A 14,809-nucleotide genomic window follows, 5' to 3' on the forward strand; every position below is an offset into this window, starting at 1 on the left:
ATGCAAACCAACCTCGCCGATTTTATCAAGCACACGCGCGAAGGCGAGGAAGCCGAAGCGATCCTGCGCGCCTGCGTGCACTGCGGCTTTTGCACCGCCACCTGTCCCACGTACCAGCTGCTGGGCGATGAGCTCGATGGCCCGCGCGGGCGCATCTACCTGATCAAGCAGGTGCTCGAAGGCGCGCCCGTCACCGCTAAAACCCAGCTGCACCTGGACCGCTGCCTGACCTGCCGCAACTGCGAAACCACCTGTCCGTCCGGGGTGCGGTACGGGCGCCTGCTCGACATCGGCCGCCAGGTGGTCGAGCAGCGCGTGCAGCGTCCGGCCACCGAACGTTTCAAGCGCTGGTTGTTGAAGCAAGCGTTGCCGCGACATGGCATCTTCAACGCGGCGCTGCGTGCGGGCCGGCTGTTCCGGCCCGTGCTGTCACCGGCCCTGCAGGACAAGATGCCGGTGCGGCAGGCCGCCGGCAAGCTGCCGGCGCGACCACACGCGCGCAAGATGCTGGCGCTGGCCGGCTGCACCCAGCCGGCCATGGCGCCCAATATCCACCATGCCGCCGCGCGCGTGCTCGATGCGCTGGGCGTGCAGCTGATCGTCGCGCCCAAGGCCGGCTGCTGCGGCGCGCTGCGCCATCACCTGAATGACCAGCAGGCGGCGCTGAATGACATGCGCCGCAATATCGATGCGTGGTGGCCGTACGTGGAACGGCAAGAAGTTGAGGCGATCGTCATGACGGCGTCGGGCTGCGGCGCCACCGTCAAGGAATACGGCCACCTGCTGGCGCACGACGTGGACTATGCGGCCAAGGCGGCGCGTATCGCCGCGCTCACGCGCGACCTGTCCGAGGTACTGCCGCAGTTCGAGGATGCATTGCAGCGCCTGTGTACGCACTCGACGGAGCGGGTAGCCTGGCATCCGCCGTGCACGCTGCAGCACGGCCAGCAAATACGCGGCAAGGTGGAAAGTGTATTGCGCGCGGTGGGCGTGGACGTGGTGCTGTGCGCGGACAGCCATCTGTGCTGCGGCTCGGCCGGCACCTACTCGCTCTTGCAGCCAGAGTTGTCGCTGCAACTGCGCGACCGCAAGCTCGATGCACTGGCGCAGACCGGCGCCACCACCATCGTCTCGGCCAACGTGGGTTGCTCGGCGCATCTGCAGTCGGGCACGCAGACGCCGGTGGTGCACTGGATCGAGCTGGTGGACCGGATGCTGGGCGAACAGCATCGTTAGGCTCGAATTCGTCATCCTCGTGCACGCGGGGATCCATAACCCCTCGAGCCGGCCCTTGTTTTGCTGTGCGCAGCGCAGCCTCAGCCGTCCTATGGATTCCCGCCTGCGCGGGAATGACGGGAGTCAGGCCAGCGGTAATAGCGACGTGGTTGGCGATTCCTCGGTCTCATGCAAACTGACGATCGGCGCCAGCCGCGCCGCTGCCTGCCACAACGGCGCGCGGGCGCCGAAGGCTGCCACCCACTCCAGCACTTCGTCCGCCGGCATCGGCCGGGCGATGCCATAGCCTTGTACCAGGTCGCAGCCCAGGCGCATCAGCATGGCGCCGTGTGCCACCGTCTCCACGCCTTCGGCGATCACCGCGCGGCCGAACGATCTGGCCAGGCCGATCACCGCGCTCACCAGGTGCAGGTCGTCGCGGTCTTCCAGCATGTTGCGCACGAAGCTCTGGTCGATTTTCAAGATGTCGGCCGGCAGCCGCTTCAGATACGACATCGACGAGTAGCCGGTGCCGAAATCGTCGAGCGCGAAGCCGATGCCCAGTGCCTGGCAATCCTGCATGATCGCGCGTACGTGGTTGATGTCGGACAGCGCCGACGACTCCAGGATTTCCAGTTCCAGCATATGCGGCGGCACGTCCGGGTACTCGGACAGGATGGCGGTGATCCGTTCGACGAAATCGGCGCGCTGGAAATGGCGCGCGGCGATGTTGACGCTGACGACCCACGCCGGATCGGTATGGCGCCATTGCTGCAACTGGCGCAGCGCCTCGCGCAGCACCCACTCGCCGATGTCGATAATCACGTCGCTGTGCTCGACGATGGGCAGGAACTCCAGCGGCGCCACGATGCCGCGCTGCGGATGCTCCCAGCGCAGCAGCGCTTCCATGCCGATGATGCGGCCGCGCCGCATGTCCAGCTTGGGCTGGTAGTACAGCCGGAACTGGTCCGCGCGCAGCGCCGCGCGCACCTCGGTGCGGCGGTTGTGGTGGGTGCGGACCTGTTCGTCGAGATCGGCGTCGAAGAAGTGGTAGCGGTTGCGGCCCGTGATCTTGGCCTGGTACAGCGCCTGGTCGGCGTGGCGCAGCAGGCTGTCGGCGCTGGCCTCGTTGCCGGTGTAGACCGCAATGCCCACGCTGGCCGACATGGCCACCGGCTTGCCGTCACAGGTGTAATCGCGCGATAGCGCTATCAGCAGCTGGTCCATGGCTTGCTCGACGTCGCCGCGACCGCGCAGCTCGGGCAGCAGCAGCACGAATTCGTCGCCGCCCAGGCGCGCCACGTAATGGCGCTGGCCCGCAAAATCGTGCAGGCGGCTGGCTGCCTGCTTGAGGATTTCGTCGCCGGTGCCCTGGCCGAGCAGGTCGTTTACCTGCTGAAAATGATCGAGGTCGAACAGGCACACCGCCAGCAGGTAGTTGTGTTCGCGCGCGCGCATGACTTCGTTCTCGAAACGCGCCGCCAGCGCGGTGCGGTTGGGCAGGCCGGTGAGGATGTCGTGGTTGCTCTGCCACGAGATTTGCTGCATCAACTGGCGCCGTTCCGTCACGTCGCGGAACACCAGCACCGAGCCCTCCACCCGGCCGTGGGCGGCGCGGATGGCGTTGGCCGTGTACTCCACCGTCATGGCGCGGCCCGAGCGGTGGCGCAGGCTCTGGTTGCCCACCTTGACCACTTCGCCGCCGGCGTAGATCGCCGCCATCGACTTGAGCAGCGAATGCTGGCCGAAGTTATTGGCCAGCACGAACACCTGGTGCAGCTCCTGGCCGCGCGCGCGCGATTCGGGCCAGCCGGTCAGCTGCTGCGCCACTTCGTTGATGGTCTCGATGCGGCCCGTGAGGTCGGTGGTGATGACGGCGTCGCCGATCGAGGCCAGCGTCACTTCGATGCGTTCTTTTTGCGCCTGCAGCTGTTCCTGCGCGCGCATGGTGCGGTCCAGCTGCCGGCTCAGGCTTTGCTCGCTGTGCTGCAGCTTGTCCACCAGGGCCTGCACCCGCTGCGCCATGTTGTTGAAAGTTTCGGCCAGCACGCGCGCCTCCAGCGTGCCGGACACCTCCATGCGGGTGGCGTAGTCGCCGCCATGAAAGCGGTTGGTGGCGGCATTGAGCTGGCGCAGCATGCGCTTGTTGGCGAAGATGATGAAGCCAAGCAGGGTATAGATGATGATGATGTTGGTGACCGAGATTACCGCCTGCTGGCGCAGCGTATGCCATACGCCGGCCAGCGGCAGCGTCGGCTCGAAGGCCAGTTGCAGGCTGGCGGCGCCGAGGTGTACCGGGTGATGTATCGGTTGCAGCGCCTCGAACTCCTCGAACCAGTGCGGGTAGGGCGGCGGCAATGCTGGTGCGCGGCGAACGTCGAGGTGGCCGCCGGGGTAGTCGAGCGACAGCGCCGCCAGGTCGGCATTGAGCAGCAGCGCGTCGTGCAGGGCGCGATCGATCGCGGACCGGTCCGACGCCTGCACCGCCGGCAGCAGGGTGTTGTGCAGGTACGTTGCCAGTTCGCTGGCGCTGCGCTGGTACCGCGCATTGGCGCTCACGGTCTCCGACTCGAACAGCATCGAATACCGCACGACCAGCACCACCGTGATGATGACGAAAATGGGCATGAACAAGCGCGCATACACGCCCATCCGCAACCATGGCGCCAGGAGTTTTCCAAGCAGGGGCATAGGCAACGATGATGTATTAAAAGTGACCGAAACCCATTATTACTGAAAAGTTAATCGAAAGCACGGTTTGCGGAAACCGTCCCTCACAAATTTACTTGTCGCAGTGTACAAATGGTTACAGCGTGGCCGCCGGTGTTACTCCGCCAGCAGCTTTTCGATGTCGGCGACGATGCTTTCCGGCTTGGTGGTGGGCGCATAGCGGGCAAACACGGTGCCGTCCTTGCGCACCAGGAACTTGGTGAAGTTCCACTTGATGCGCTCGGTGCCGAGGATGCCGGGCGCCTCGTGTTTCAGCCTGGCGAACAGCGGGTGGGCCTGGTCGCCGTTGACGTCGACCTTGGCGAACAGCGGAAACGTGACGCCGTAGTTTTTTTCGCAGAAGGCACCGATCTCGCTGGCGCTGCCCGGCTCCTGCGCGCCGAACTGATTGCACGGAAAGCCCAGCACCGTTACGCCACGCGCGCGAAACTGCTGGTACACGGCTTCGAGGCCCTGGTACTGCGGCGTGAAGCCGCAGGCGCTGGCGGTGTTGACGATCAGGAGCACCTGGCCCTGGTACTGGCGCAGGTCCACCGGCACGCCGGCCAGGTCGTTGGCGGTGAAATCGTAGATGGAGCTCATAAGTTGGTACTCACAGGATGCCTAGTTGTCTGGCGCCGGTAGGCGGCGCCTGCTCGGGCGTGGTTTTGCTGTCGAGCTTGATGGCCAGGCGCAGGTCGTTCACCGAATCGGCGTTGCGCAGCGCGTCCTCGTACGTGATGTGGCCCGCTTCGTGCAGGTCGAACAGCGACTGGTCGAAGGTCTGCATGCCCAGTTCGCGCGACTTTTTCATCAGATCCTTGATGTCGTGCACCTGGCCCTTGAAGATCAGGTCCGAGATCAGGGGAGTGTTGAGCAGGATTTCGATGGCGACGGCGCGTCCCGGCGCACCCTTGCGCGGCACCAGCCGCTGCGAGACCAGGCCCTTGAGGTTGAGCGACAGGTCCATCAACAGCTGCTGGCGGCGCTCCTCGGGGAAGAAGTTGATGATGCGGTCGAGCGCCTGGTTGGCGCTGTTGGCGTGCAGCGTGGCCAGGCACAGGTGGCCCGTTTCTGCAAAGGCGATTGCGTGGTCCATGGTTTCGCGGTCGCGGATTTCGCCGATCTGGATCACGTCCGGCGCCTGGCGCAGTGTGTTCTTGAGCGCCGTTTCCCAGTCCTCGGTATCCACGCCCACTTCGCGCTGGGTGACGATGCAGTTGCGATGCGGGTGGACGAATTCCACCGGGTCTTCGATGGTGATGATGTGGCCGTAGCTGTTCTCGTTGCGGTAGCCGACCATGGCCGCCAGCGTGGTCGATTTGCCGGAGCCCGTGGCGCCCACCATGATCACCAGGCCGCGCTTGGCCATCACCACTTCCTTGAGCACCTCGGGCAGGCCGAGGTTTTCCAGCACCGGGATTTCACTGGTGATCGTGCGCAGCACCATGCCCACCGAGCCCATTTGCACGAAAGCCGAGACGCGGAACCGTCCCAGGTCGGGCGGACTGATGGCAAAGTTGGCTTCCTTGGTCTGCTCGAAACCGGCAGCCTGCTTGTCGTTCATGATCGACCGCGCCAGGTCGAGCGTGTGGGCGGGCGTGAGCGCCTGTGGCGCCACCGGCGTCATCTTGCCGTCGATTTTCATCGCCGGTGGAAAGCCGGCGGTGATGAACAGGTCCGACCCTTTCCTCGCCAGCATATTGCGCAGCAGGTCGAACATGAATGTGGAGGCGGTGTTGGCTTCCATGGTCAGCCCGGGAAGTTTTCAGGCGTCTTGGCCGCGCTGCGCGCAGTGGCCGACGAGATCACGTTGCGCCGCACCAGGTCGGTCAGGTTCTGGTCCAGCGTCTGCATGCCGAAATTGCTGCCGGTCTGGATCGACGAATACATTTGCGCGATCTTCGCTTCGCGGATCAGGTTGCGGATGGCCGGCGTGCCCACCATGATTTCGTGCGCAGCCACGCGGCCGCTGCCGTCCTTGGTCTTGAGCAGGGTTTGCGAGATCACCGCCTGCAGCGACTCCGACAGCATGGCCCGCACCATCTCCTTTTCCTCGGCCGGGAACACATCGACGATACGGTCGATGGTCTTGGCGGCCGACGACGTGTGCAGCGTGCCGAACACCAGGTGGCCGGTTTCTGCAGCCGACAGCGCCAGGCGGATGGTTTCCAGGTCGCGCAATTCGCCGACCAGGATGCAGTCCGGGTCTTCGCGCAGGGCCGAGCGCAGCGCGTTACTGAACGAATGCGTGTGCGGCCCGACTTCGCGCTGGTTGATCAGGCATTTTTTCGACTCGTGGACGAACTCGATCGGGTCTTCGATGGTGAGGATATGGCCATGCTCGGTTTCGTTGAGGTGGTTGACCATGGCCGCCAGCGTGGTCGATTTGCCCGAGCCGGTGGGGCCGGTCACCAGCACCAGGCCGCGCGGCTTCAGGGCGAAGTCGCCGAATATCTTTGGCGCGTTCAGGTCTTCGAGCGTGAGGATTTTCGACGGAATGGTGCGAAACACCGCCGACGCTCCGCGATCCTGGTTGAAGGCATTGACGCGGAAGCGCGACAGGCCGGGAATCTCGAACGAAAAATCGATCTCCAGGCGTTCTTCGTAGACCTTGCGCTGGCCGTCGTTCATGATGTCATAGATCATGCGGTGCACTTCCTTGTGCTCGAGCGCATCGACGTTCAGGCGCCGCACGTCGCCGTGCACGCGCAGCATCGGCGGCAGCCCGGCCGACAGGTGCAGATCCGAGGCCTTGTTCTTGACGGAGAATGCGAGAAGTTCGGAAATGTCCATTTATAATCCCTGTGCCTGACTTTAACGATTGCCTGAAGAGCTCCAATGATTATGTCCCCGATCCCCCAGAACTTGCAAGCTGTCACCGCGTCTATCGCCGCTGCCGCCACAGAAGCGGGCCGCGCCCCGGACACCGTGCAGCTGCTGGCCGTGTCCAAGACTTTCGGGCCGCAAGCCGTGCACGAGGCGGTGGCGGCCGGCCAGCGCGCCTTCGGCGAAAACTACCTGCAAGAGGGCGTGGACAAGATCCGTGCATTGAAAGACCTGGGCGCGCCGGCGCTGGAGTGGCATTTCATCGGCCCGATCCAGAGCAACAAGACGCGGCCGATTGCCGAACACTTCGACTGGGTGCACACGGTGGAGCGCGAAAAGATCGCCCAGCGCCTGTCCGAACAGCGCCCGGCCGGCCTGGCGCCGCTGCAGATCTGCCTGCAGGTGAACATCAGCGGGGAGGCCAGCAAGAGTGGCGTGGCCCCGCACGAACTGGCCGCGCTGGCCCATAAGGTCGCAGCGCTGCCCAACCTCACGCTGCGCGGCCTGATGGCGATCCCCGAGCCGGCCGAGCAATTCGAACAACAACGCGCCGCGTTCGCGCAACTGCGCGCGCTGTACGACCAGCTGCGCGCCGAAGGCCTGGCGCTCGACACGCTGTCGATGGGCATGTCGTCCGACCTGCGCGCAGCCGTGGTCGAAGGCGCCACCATGGTGCGCATTGGATCCGCCATTTTTGGTTCCCGAACTTATCCAAAGGCTTGACATGAAAATCGCATTTATCGGCGGCGGCAACATGGCCTCCGCATTGATCGCCGGCCTGGCCGGCAAACTGACCGCCGGCGCCAACATCCACGTGGTGGATCCCAATGCCGATGCACTGGAACGCTTGCGCACCCAGTACGGCGTCACTACCGCCAGCGCATCCGATGCTGCCGTATCTGCCGCCGACGTGATCGTGCTGGCCGTCAAACCGCAAAGCATGCGCGAGGTCGCCGCGCAGCTGCTGCCGCTGATCGACGCCGCGCGCCAGCCGCTGATCGTCTCGATCGCTGCCGGCATCCGCAGCGCCGATCTGTCGCGCTGGCTGGGCGGCTACGGCGCCATCGTGCGCTGCATGCCCAACACGCCCGCCCTGATCGGCATGGGCATCACCGGCATGGCCGCCACCGACGGTGTCTCGGCGCAGCAGAAGCAGGCCGCCGACGACATCCTGCGCGCAGTCGGCCCCACCGTGTGGTTGGACGACGAAGCGCAGATCGACGCCGTGACCGCCATCTCGGGCAGCGGCCCGGCCTACGTGTTCTACTTCATCGAAGCGATGCAGCAGGCGGCGGCAGAACTGGGCCTGTCCGACCAGCAGGGCACCCAGCTGGCGCTGGCCACGTTTGCCGGTGCGGCGCAACTGGCCACGCAGTCGAGCGAACCGGTCGCGCTGCTGCGCGAACGCGTCACCTCCAAGGGCGGCACCACGTATGCGGCGGTGACCAGCATGGAAGACAGCGGCGTCAAAGCGGCCATCGTCAAGGGCGCCAAGGCAGCTGCTGCGCGCGGCAAGGAACTCGGTGACGAACTGGGCGCCGCCAGCTGACCTCCACTTCCATCCACCCATTCTGAAAGGAGATCACCATGCATCACGTCGTCGCCACCACTCCTTTCCTGGGCCTGGCTGCTTACTTGCTGGACTGATCCGCTGTGCCAACCCTGGCGCGCGTTCCTCCATAAGTTCACCCACCATACCGGCAATATTACTTCCGTATTGCCGCTGTATCGCCACGCCCAATCCTCGGTTATTTTTCAGGATAGGCTCCTTCATGGGCAATTTTATTCAAGTGTTATCCGATCGTTTATCGATCATCGCGTCCGAGCGCCTGTGGCTCGAGGGCGCTGCCATACAACAGGCGCACACCACTGCCGGGCTGCCCGGCATGCGGCGCGTGGTCGGCTTGCCCGACCTGCATCCGGGACGCGGCTACCCGGTCGGCGCGGCGTTTTTCTGCGAAGGCGTGCTGTACCCCGCCCTGGTGGGCAACGACATCGGCTGCGGCATGGGCCTGTGGCAAATCGATCTGCTGGCCGGCAAGGTGGGGCTCGACAAGCTGGACAAGCAAATCGGCAACCTCGACGAGCCGCTCGACGACCACGAGTGGCAGCTGCTGCACGCGCGCGAACCGCAACTGGCCGTGCGCCTGGCAGCGGTCACCGGCGCGCTGGCCGATGCCGGCCTCGATGCCGTCCATTTGCGATCGCTGGGCACCATCGGGCGCGGCAACCACTTCGCCGAACTGCAGGTGATCGACCGCGTGGCCTGCGCCGATACGCTGGCAACTACCGCGCTCTCGGTCAAGCACGTGCAACTGCTGGTGCACAGCGGCTCGCGCGGACTGGGTCAGGCCATCCTGGCCGCGCACATCGACGCGTGCTCGCACGACGGCCTGCCTGCCGGCAGCGCGGTAGCGCTCGATTACCTGCGCCGGCACGACGCTGCCGTGCGCTACGCGGAACTGAACCGCGCGCTAATCGCCGCCCGTATCGCGCAGCGGTTGCGCTGCGATGCGGCGCCGGTGCTGGACGTGAACCACAACACCGTCACGCCGGCGCATATCGACGGCAGCGACGGCTGGCTGCACCGCAAGGGCGCCACGCCGTCCGACCATGGCCTGGTGATGCTGCCAGGCTCGCGCGACGACTACAGCAACCTGCTGGCGCCGGTGACAGAGAACGGCGCGCTCAGTTTGCACTCGCTGGCGCACGGGGCGGGGCGCAAGTGGCAGCGCGGCGAATGCAAGGGGCGCCTGGTCAGGCTGGCCACGCCCGCCCAGCTCAGTCGCACGGCGCTGGGCGGCCGCGTGATCTGCAACGACAAGGCGCTGATCTACGAGGAGGCGCCGCAGGCGTACAAGAATGTCGAGTCGGTGCTCGGCAGCCTGCTCGGCGCGGGACTGGTGCGCGAGGTCTATCGCAGCAAGCCGCTGCTCACCTATAAAACTCGTGGGGAGTGCTGCTGATGATCTGGCTTCAACTGAGTGCGAATACCGGACCGGCCGAGTGTTGCCTGGGCGTGGCCAAGGCCCTGCACCGGGTGCTGGCCGAGGCAGCGAAAATGGGCGTGACGGCCAGCGTAATCGAGCAGGCAGACGGCCCGGTGCCGGGCACGCTGCGCTCGATCCTGCTGCAGCTCGACGGTGACCAAGGCCAGGAAGTACTGCTGGCGCGGCGCTGGTGCGGAAGCCTGCTGTGGGTGCACCCGAGTCCTTACCGGCCGCAATGCCGACGCAAGAACTGGTTCCTGCACGGCGGGGCGTGGGCGCCGCTGGACCAGCCTGAGGATGGCGGCGAAATCCGCTACGAAGCCACCCGTGCTTCGGGGCCGGGCGGCCAGCACGTCAACAAGACCGACAGCGCCATCCGCGCCACGCACGTGGCCAGCGGTTTGACGGTGAAGGTGCAATCGCAGCGCAGCCAGCATGCCAACAGGAAGCTGGCGGCGCAGCTATTGGCCAGCAAGCTGGCGGGGCTGATGGAGGACGCCAATGCAACAAGCCGGTCCGCCCGTCACTTGCGGCACCACAGTGCCGAAAGGGGCAATGCGGTGCGCAGCTTCGAGGGGACCGGCTTTATTGAGCGTTAGTACTGTAGGGAACCTTGAAAAACCTACTGCGCGATCCGCTATCGCCGCTCCGTTGCTCAGCGTACAGCCGTACGCTTCCGCTACTCGCGACGATAACGAACCGCTCGCTACGGTTTTTTGAGGTCCCCTTTAGCTTAGCGACGCGAGACCAACAGGCCAGCCAGCAGGCCGATTGCCGCGCCGATGCCTACGGCTTTCCACGGATTGTCGTGGACGTAGACGTCGGCCTGGCGGGCGGCGTCGCGGCTGTGGGCCAGTACCGTGTCTTCCAGCTTGCGCAGGTCGATGCGGGCGTTGCGCAGCGAGTCTTCGAAACGCGTGCGCGCTTCCGAAATCGCTTCGTTGGCCTTGTCGCCAGCTTCGCTCAGATAGTCTTGCGCGTCGTGGGCGGCGGTTTTTACGCCGGTGACGACCTTGTCGCGTGCTGCGCTGCTGGCATCCTTGATGTCGTTGAGCGTACCGTTGCCGTTTTGTGGTTGGTTCATATTCACCTCGTCGTTATCGCTGCGGTCGAAAAAAAGTATACGTGCCTTGCGCCCGCCTGACCGCGACGAACGCTTAGCGCATGACGTAGTCTAACGCGATACCGCCAAATACCGCCGCACCCAACCAATTGTTGTGGCGGAAGGCATAAAAGCAGGAATCACGTTCGCGGTGGCGTATCAACGTGTAGTGATAGACGGCAATGCCGGCAGCAATCACCAGCCCGCCCAGGTACCAATATCCCATGCCCATCTGCAAGCCCACCCACAACAGCAGCAGCAGGTGCACCGCGTAGCAGACCATGATGGCGGCGACGTCGTAGCGGCCGAACGTGATCGCCGAGGTCTTGATGCCGATCTTCAGGTCGTCGTCGCGGTCCACCATCGCGTACTCGGTGTCGTAGGCCACGGCCCAGAACACGTTACCGATCAACAGCACCCACGCCACCGTCGGCACCGTGCCCAGGATCGCGGCAAACGCCATCGGGATGCCGAAGCCGAAGGCGATGCCGAGATACGCCTGCGGGATGGCGAAGAAGCGCTTGAAGTACGGGTAGGTGCCGGCGATGATCAGCGCTGCCACCGACAGCTGCTTGGTCAGCGCATTGAGGGGCAGGATCAGGCAGAAGGAAACCAGTGACAGCAGAGCGGCAATCGCCAGCGCTTCCTTGCCGCTCACGCGGCCGCTGGTGATGGGACGATTGACGGTGCGCTTGACGTGACGATCGAAATCCTGGTCGGCATAGTCGTTCATGGCGCAGCCGGCCGAGCGCATGAGCAGGGTGCCGAGCGAGAAGATCAGCACCAGCAGCAGGTTGGGCCGGCCGTTCGAGGCGAGCCACAGCGCGCATAACGTGGGCCACAGCAGCAGCAGGGTGCCGATCGGTTTGTCCAGGCGGACCAGGCGGAAATACAGGGCAAGCTTGTTCATCGAAGGGCGTCTCGGCGAAGGGACATAACGGTAAGACCGCCATTATCGCAAATATCGCCTCAGTCTTCCGTGCACAGGGTGGTGATGCCGGGCAGTTTGCACGCGGCGACCACTTCGCACACGGCGTCAATCGCCGCCTTGCGGGTAAAACTCTTGCGCCAGACGATGACCACGCGGCGCGACGGCGCTGGCGCCTCGAAGGGCCGGTATTGCAGCATGCCGTCGTTGGCATCCATGTCCGGCACCGAGGCGCGCGGCAGCACGGTCAGGCCGATGCCACTGGAAACCATGTGGCGGATGGTTTCCAGCGACGAGCCCTCGAACGTGCGCTGCATGCCGTTGCCCGGCGTGGAAAAGCGCGCCATTTCCGGGCACACTTCCAGTACCTGGTCGCGGAAGCAGTGGCCGTTGCCGAGCAAGAGCATGTTCTCGGATTTGAGGTCGTTGGCGGGAATGGTCTTGCGCCTGGTCCACGGGTGCAGGGCCGGCATGGCGACCACGAACGGTTCGTCGTACAGCGCCTGCATGGTCATGCCGTGGTCGGGCAGCGGCAGCGCCATGATGGCCGCATCGAGCTCGCCCTGGCGCAGCATCTCGAGCAGTCGCACGGTGAAATTCTCCTGCAGGATCAGGGGCATTTGCGGCACCTTGTCGATCATGCCTTTTACTAATGGCGGCAGCAGGTACGGTCCGATGGTGTAGATCACGCCCAGGCGCAGCGGTCCGGCCAGCGGGTCCTTGTTCTGCTTGGCCAGCTCCTTGATGGCGGCGGTCTGTTCGAGCACCAGTTCGGCCTGGGCGATGATTTGCGCGCCCAGCGGCGTGACCGAGATTTCGGCGCCGCCCCGTTCGAACAACACCACGCCCAGTTCATCCTCGAGCTTCTTGATGGCGACCGACAGCGTGGGCTGTGCAACGTAGCAGGCTTCCGCTGCGTGGCCGAAGTGTTTCGCTCTTGCAACGGCGACGATATATTTCAGTTCGGTCAGTGTCATGTGAGGTATTTGAACACAGGCGATAGGGGGATGCAATAATAGCGGCCCAAGAACTCCCATTCTAGCCGAGATGATTGCCATGCCCGACTTCGAACAAAAAATCTGCACCCGCGACCAACTGGCGGCCCGCGTGGCGGCGCTGCCCAAGCCGGTGGTGCTGACCAACGGCGTCTTCGACATCCTCCACCGCGGCCACGTCACGTACCTGGCGCAGGCGCGCGCGCTGGGCGCCTCGCTGGTGGTGGCGGCCAATACCGACGCTTCGGTCAAGCGGCTGGGCAAGGGCGACGACCGTCCGCTCAACAGCTGCGCCGACCGCATGGCGCTGCTGGCCGCGCTCGAATCGGTGAGCCTGGTCGTGGACTTCGACGAGGACACGGCGCTCGAAGTGGTGCAGCAGGCGCGCCCCGACATCTACGCCAAGGGCGGCGACTACCAGATGGATGCGATTCCCGAAGGGCAGGCGGTGCTGGCCTACGGCGGCCAGGCCGTGGCGATCGACTTCGAACACGACCGCTCGACCACGCGCCTGCTTACCAAGGTGCGCGCCTTCCACCCCAAATGAGACTGCTGCTGATCATCCTGGCCACGCTGGTGTTCATCATCGTCCAGTGGGGACCGGTGCTGTACGTGGCGCGCCGGCAGTGGCTGCGCGGCGACCCTTATTCGTTCCGCCAGCTGCGCTTCATCATGCCGGCGCAGTTGCTGGCCACCGTGTCGCTGGCATTCGCGGCCGACCTGCTGGGCATGCGCAACCCGGCGGCGCTGTTCGCCGGCGCTGCCATCGTGGTCAGCGCGGCCGGCGCCGGCGCGCTGGCGCTGTACTACCAGTTCAAACGTCGGCAGTAGCGATCAGGGTATCGATGCGCGCCGGCGCGATCGGCATGCGCACCGCGTCCGGTCGCCAGCCATACAGCACCTCGGTGGCGCCGCCGCAGATGCGGCCCTGGCATGGCCCCATGCCGCAGCGGGTCTGCAGCTTGGCGCTGCGCCAGCTGGCGTGCCCGCGCAACTCCGCGTGCACCACGTCCTCGCAGCGGCAGACGATGGTGTCGTCGGCGGCAAGCGTGGCCAGTTCCGGGCGCAGCGCAAAGGCGCGCGCCAGGCGGGCGGCGAATTTTTTCCAGCGTGCGCGCTCGTCGAGCGCCGCCTGCATATGCTGGGTCTGGCCGCTGGCAGCCAGGCCGGCGATGCGGCCTTCCACCAGCGCCAGGTCCACGCCGCCAATCCCCGTGCCCTCGCCGGCGCAGTACACGCCGGGAATACTGGTTTGCTGCCAGCTGCCGGTCTGCACCACGGTCTGGCCGTTTGCCGCCCCGGTGGCGCAGCCGAGCGCCTGCGCCAGTTCCAGGTTGGGCAGCAGGCCGTAGCCGCAGGCCAGGTAGTCGCAGTCAAACGTCTGCTGCCGGCCACCGCGCTGTACCGTCACGGAGTCGAGCACGCCATTGCCATGGGCCGCCACCACGTGGCTGTGGCGCAGGTACGCAATGCCCCGCAATTGCGCCAACAGGCGCAGCGCCTGCATGGCCTTCGATGGTGTGGCCACCAGGCCGGCGGCAAACCGCGCCAGTGCCGGCAAGGGCGCCTGCTCGACGATGGCGACGATCTCGGCGCCGCGTTCCCTGAGCGTGGCCGCCACCGCCAGCAGCAGCGGGCCGCTGCCGGCCACCACCACCCGTTTGCCCGCGACCGGGTAGCCGCCCTTGACCAGCGCCTGCAGGCCGCCGGCGCCGGTCACGCCGGGCAGGGTCCAGCCGGGGAATGGCAGCAGCCGCTCGCGCGCGCCGGTGGCGATGACCAGGTGGTTGAAGTGCAGGGTGTCCGCAGTATCAGCCGTCTGCACCTGCAACTGGCCCGGCGCCGGTGAATACAATACCCGCGTTTGCGCCAGGAAGCTGACATTGGTCGCCGCCTGCAAGGCGGCCCACAGGGTTGGGGCCCGGCTGTCGCCCTGGTGCTGCGGTCCGCCGCGCCAGATCTGGCCGCCGGCCAGCGGGTTGTCATCGACGATGGCGACCGCGCCACCGCCGGCTGCTGCCGCTTGCGCGGCCGCTACGGC

15 protein-coding genes are annotated in these 14,809 nt (G+C 65.5%); 7 read left to right on the top strand and 8 right to left on the bottom strand.

Annotated features, from left to right (window positions below):
- Positions 1 to 1,236, top strand: coding sequence for a glycolate oxidase subunit GlcF (gene glcF, locus DUPY_RS15760; protein ID WP_070249344.1), 1,236 nt, complete (start codon positions 1 to 3; stop codon positions 1,234 to 1,236).
- A 123-nt stretch (positions 1,237 to 1,359) separates the two neighbouring features.
- Here glcF and DUPY_RS15765 read toward each other — a convergent pair whose 3' ends face one another.
- The 4 genes from DUPY_RS15765 to DUPY_RS15780 form a co-directional block, all read right to left on the bottom strand.
- Complete coding sequence (locus DUPY_RS15765) at positions 1,360 to 3,843, bottom strand: putative bifunctional diguanylate cyclase/phosphodiesterase (RefSeq protein ID WP_229255389.1); 2,484 nt, start codon at positions 3,841 to 3,843, stop codon at positions 1,360 to 1,362.
- Positions 3,844 to 4,041: 198 nt separating this feature from the next.
- Entirely contained in the window at positions 4,042 to 4,527 is a 486-nt protein-coding gene (locus tag DUPY_RS15770) for a glutathione peroxidase (protein WP_070249346.1), read from the bottom strand.
- A gap of 10 nt (positions 4,528 to 4,537) precedes the next feature.
- A complete protein-coding gene (locus DUPY_RS15775) occupies positions 4,538 to 5,674 on the bottom strand; it encodes a PilT/PilU family type 4a pilus ATPase (RefSeq protein ID WP_070249347.1) in 1,137 nt (378 codons plus the stop codon).
- Positions 5,675 to 5,676: 2 nt separating this feature from the next.
- Positions 5,677 to 6,720, bottom strand: a complete 1,044-nt coding sequence (locus DUPY_RS15780; RefSeq protein WP_070249348.1) for a type IV pilus twitching motility protein PilT — start codon at positions 6,718 to 6,720, stop codon at positions 5,677 to 5,679.
- 51 nt (positions 6,721 to 6,771) lie between these two features.
- Here DUPY_RS15780 and DUPY_RS15785 point away from each other — a divergent pair, with 51 nt between their 5' ends.
- The 4 genes from DUPY_RS15785 to prfH all read left to right on the top strand — a co-directional run bounded on the left by DUPY_RS15785 (position 6,772) and on the right by prfH (position 10,342).
- Complete coding sequence (locus DUPY_RS15785; protein WP_070249365.1) at positions 6,772 to 7,476, top strand: YggS family pyridoxal phosphate-dependent enzyme; 705 nt, start codon at positions 6,772 to 6,774, stop codon at positions 7,474 to 7,476.
- 1 nt (position 7,477) lies between these two features.
- On the top strand, positions 7,478 to 8,302 hold the full coding sequence (gene proC / locus DUPY_RS15790) for a pyrroline-5-carboxylate reductase (protein WP_070249349.1): 825 nt from the start codon (positions 7,478 to 7,480) through the stop codon (positions 8,300 to 8,302).
- A gap of 223 nt (positions 8,303 to 8,525) precedes the next feature.
- Entirely contained in the window at positions 8,526 to 9,719 is a 1,194-nt protein-coding gene (locus DUPY_RS15795; protein ID WP_070249350.1) for an RNA ligase RtcB family protein, read from the top strand.
- Entirely contained in the window at positions 9,719 to 10,342 is a 624-nt protein-coding gene (prfH, locus tag DUPY_RS15800) for a peptide chain release factor H (protein WP_070249366.1), read from the top strand. The genes DUPY_RS15795 and prfH overlap by 1 nt, the downstream gene beginning before the upstream one ends.
- A gap of 134 nt (positions 10,343 to 10,476) precedes the next feature.
- On the opposite strand, the gene DUPY_RS15805 is transcribed toward prfH, so the two are convergent.
- The 3 genes from DUPY_RS15805 to DUPY_RS15815 form a co-directional block, all read right to left on the bottom strand.
- A complete protein-coding gene (locus DUPY_RS15805) occupies positions 10,477 to 10,827 on the bottom strand; it encodes an ElaB/YgaM/YqjD family protein (RefSeq protein ID WP_070249351.1) in 351 nt (116 codons plus the stop codon).
- Positions 10,828 to 10,900: 73 nt separating this feature from the next.
- Positions 10,901 to 11,755: a 4-hydroxybenzoate octaprenyltransferase gene (ubiA, locus tag DUPY_RS15810; protein ID WP_070249352.1), complete on the bottom strand. Its 855-nt coding sequence runs from the start codon at positions 11,753 to 11,755 to the stop codon at positions 10,901 to 10,903.
- A 59-nt stretch (positions 11,756 to 11,814) separates the two neighbouring features.
- The gene (locus tag DUPY_RS15815; RefSeq protein WP_070249353.1) at positions 11,815 to 12,750 is read right to left on the bottom strand and encodes a hydrogen peroxide-inducible genes activator; all 936 of its coding nucleotides are present in this window, start codon (positions 12,748 to 12,750) and stop codon (positions 11,815 to 11,817) included.
- 79 nt (positions 12,751 to 12,829) lie between these two features.
- Between DUPY_RS15815 and rfaE2 the strand changes: the two genes are divergently transcribed.
- Both rfaE2 and DUPY_RS15825 read left to right on the top strand, forming a co-directional pair.
- Positions 12,830 to 13,315: a D-glycero-beta-D-manno-heptose 1-phosphate adenylyltransferase gene (rfaE2, locus tag DUPY_RS15820; protein ID WP_070249367.1), complete on the top strand. Its 486-nt coding sequence runs from the start codon at positions 12,830 to 12,832 to the stop codon at positions 13,313 to 13,315.
- Positions 13,312 to 13,599 (top strand): hypothetical protein, encoded by a 288-nt coding sequence (locus DUPY_RS15825; RefSeq protein WP_070249354.1) that lies wholly within the window; start codon positions 13,312 to 13,314, stop codon positions 13,597 to 13,599. The genes rfaE2 and DUPY_RS15825 overlap by 4 nt, the downstream gene beginning before the upstream one ends.
- Here DUPY_RS15825 and DUPY_RS15830 read toward each other — a convergent pair.
- Positions 13,583 to 14,809, bottom strand: a 1,227-nt coding sequence (locus tag DUPY_RS15830; protein ID WP_070249355.1) for an NAD(P)/FAD-dependent oxidoreductase, incomplete at its 5' end; no start/stop codon positions are given. The two genes, DUPY_RS15825 and DUPY_RS15830, sit on opposite strands and share 17 nt — an antisense overlap.

Origin of the sequence: Duganella phyllosphaerae, from assembly GCF_001758785.1 — a bacterium.
Taxonomy (GTDB): domain Bacteria; phylum Pseudomonadota; class Gammaproteobacteria; order Burkholderiales; family Burkholderiaceae_D; genus Rugamonas; species Rugamonas phyllosphaerae.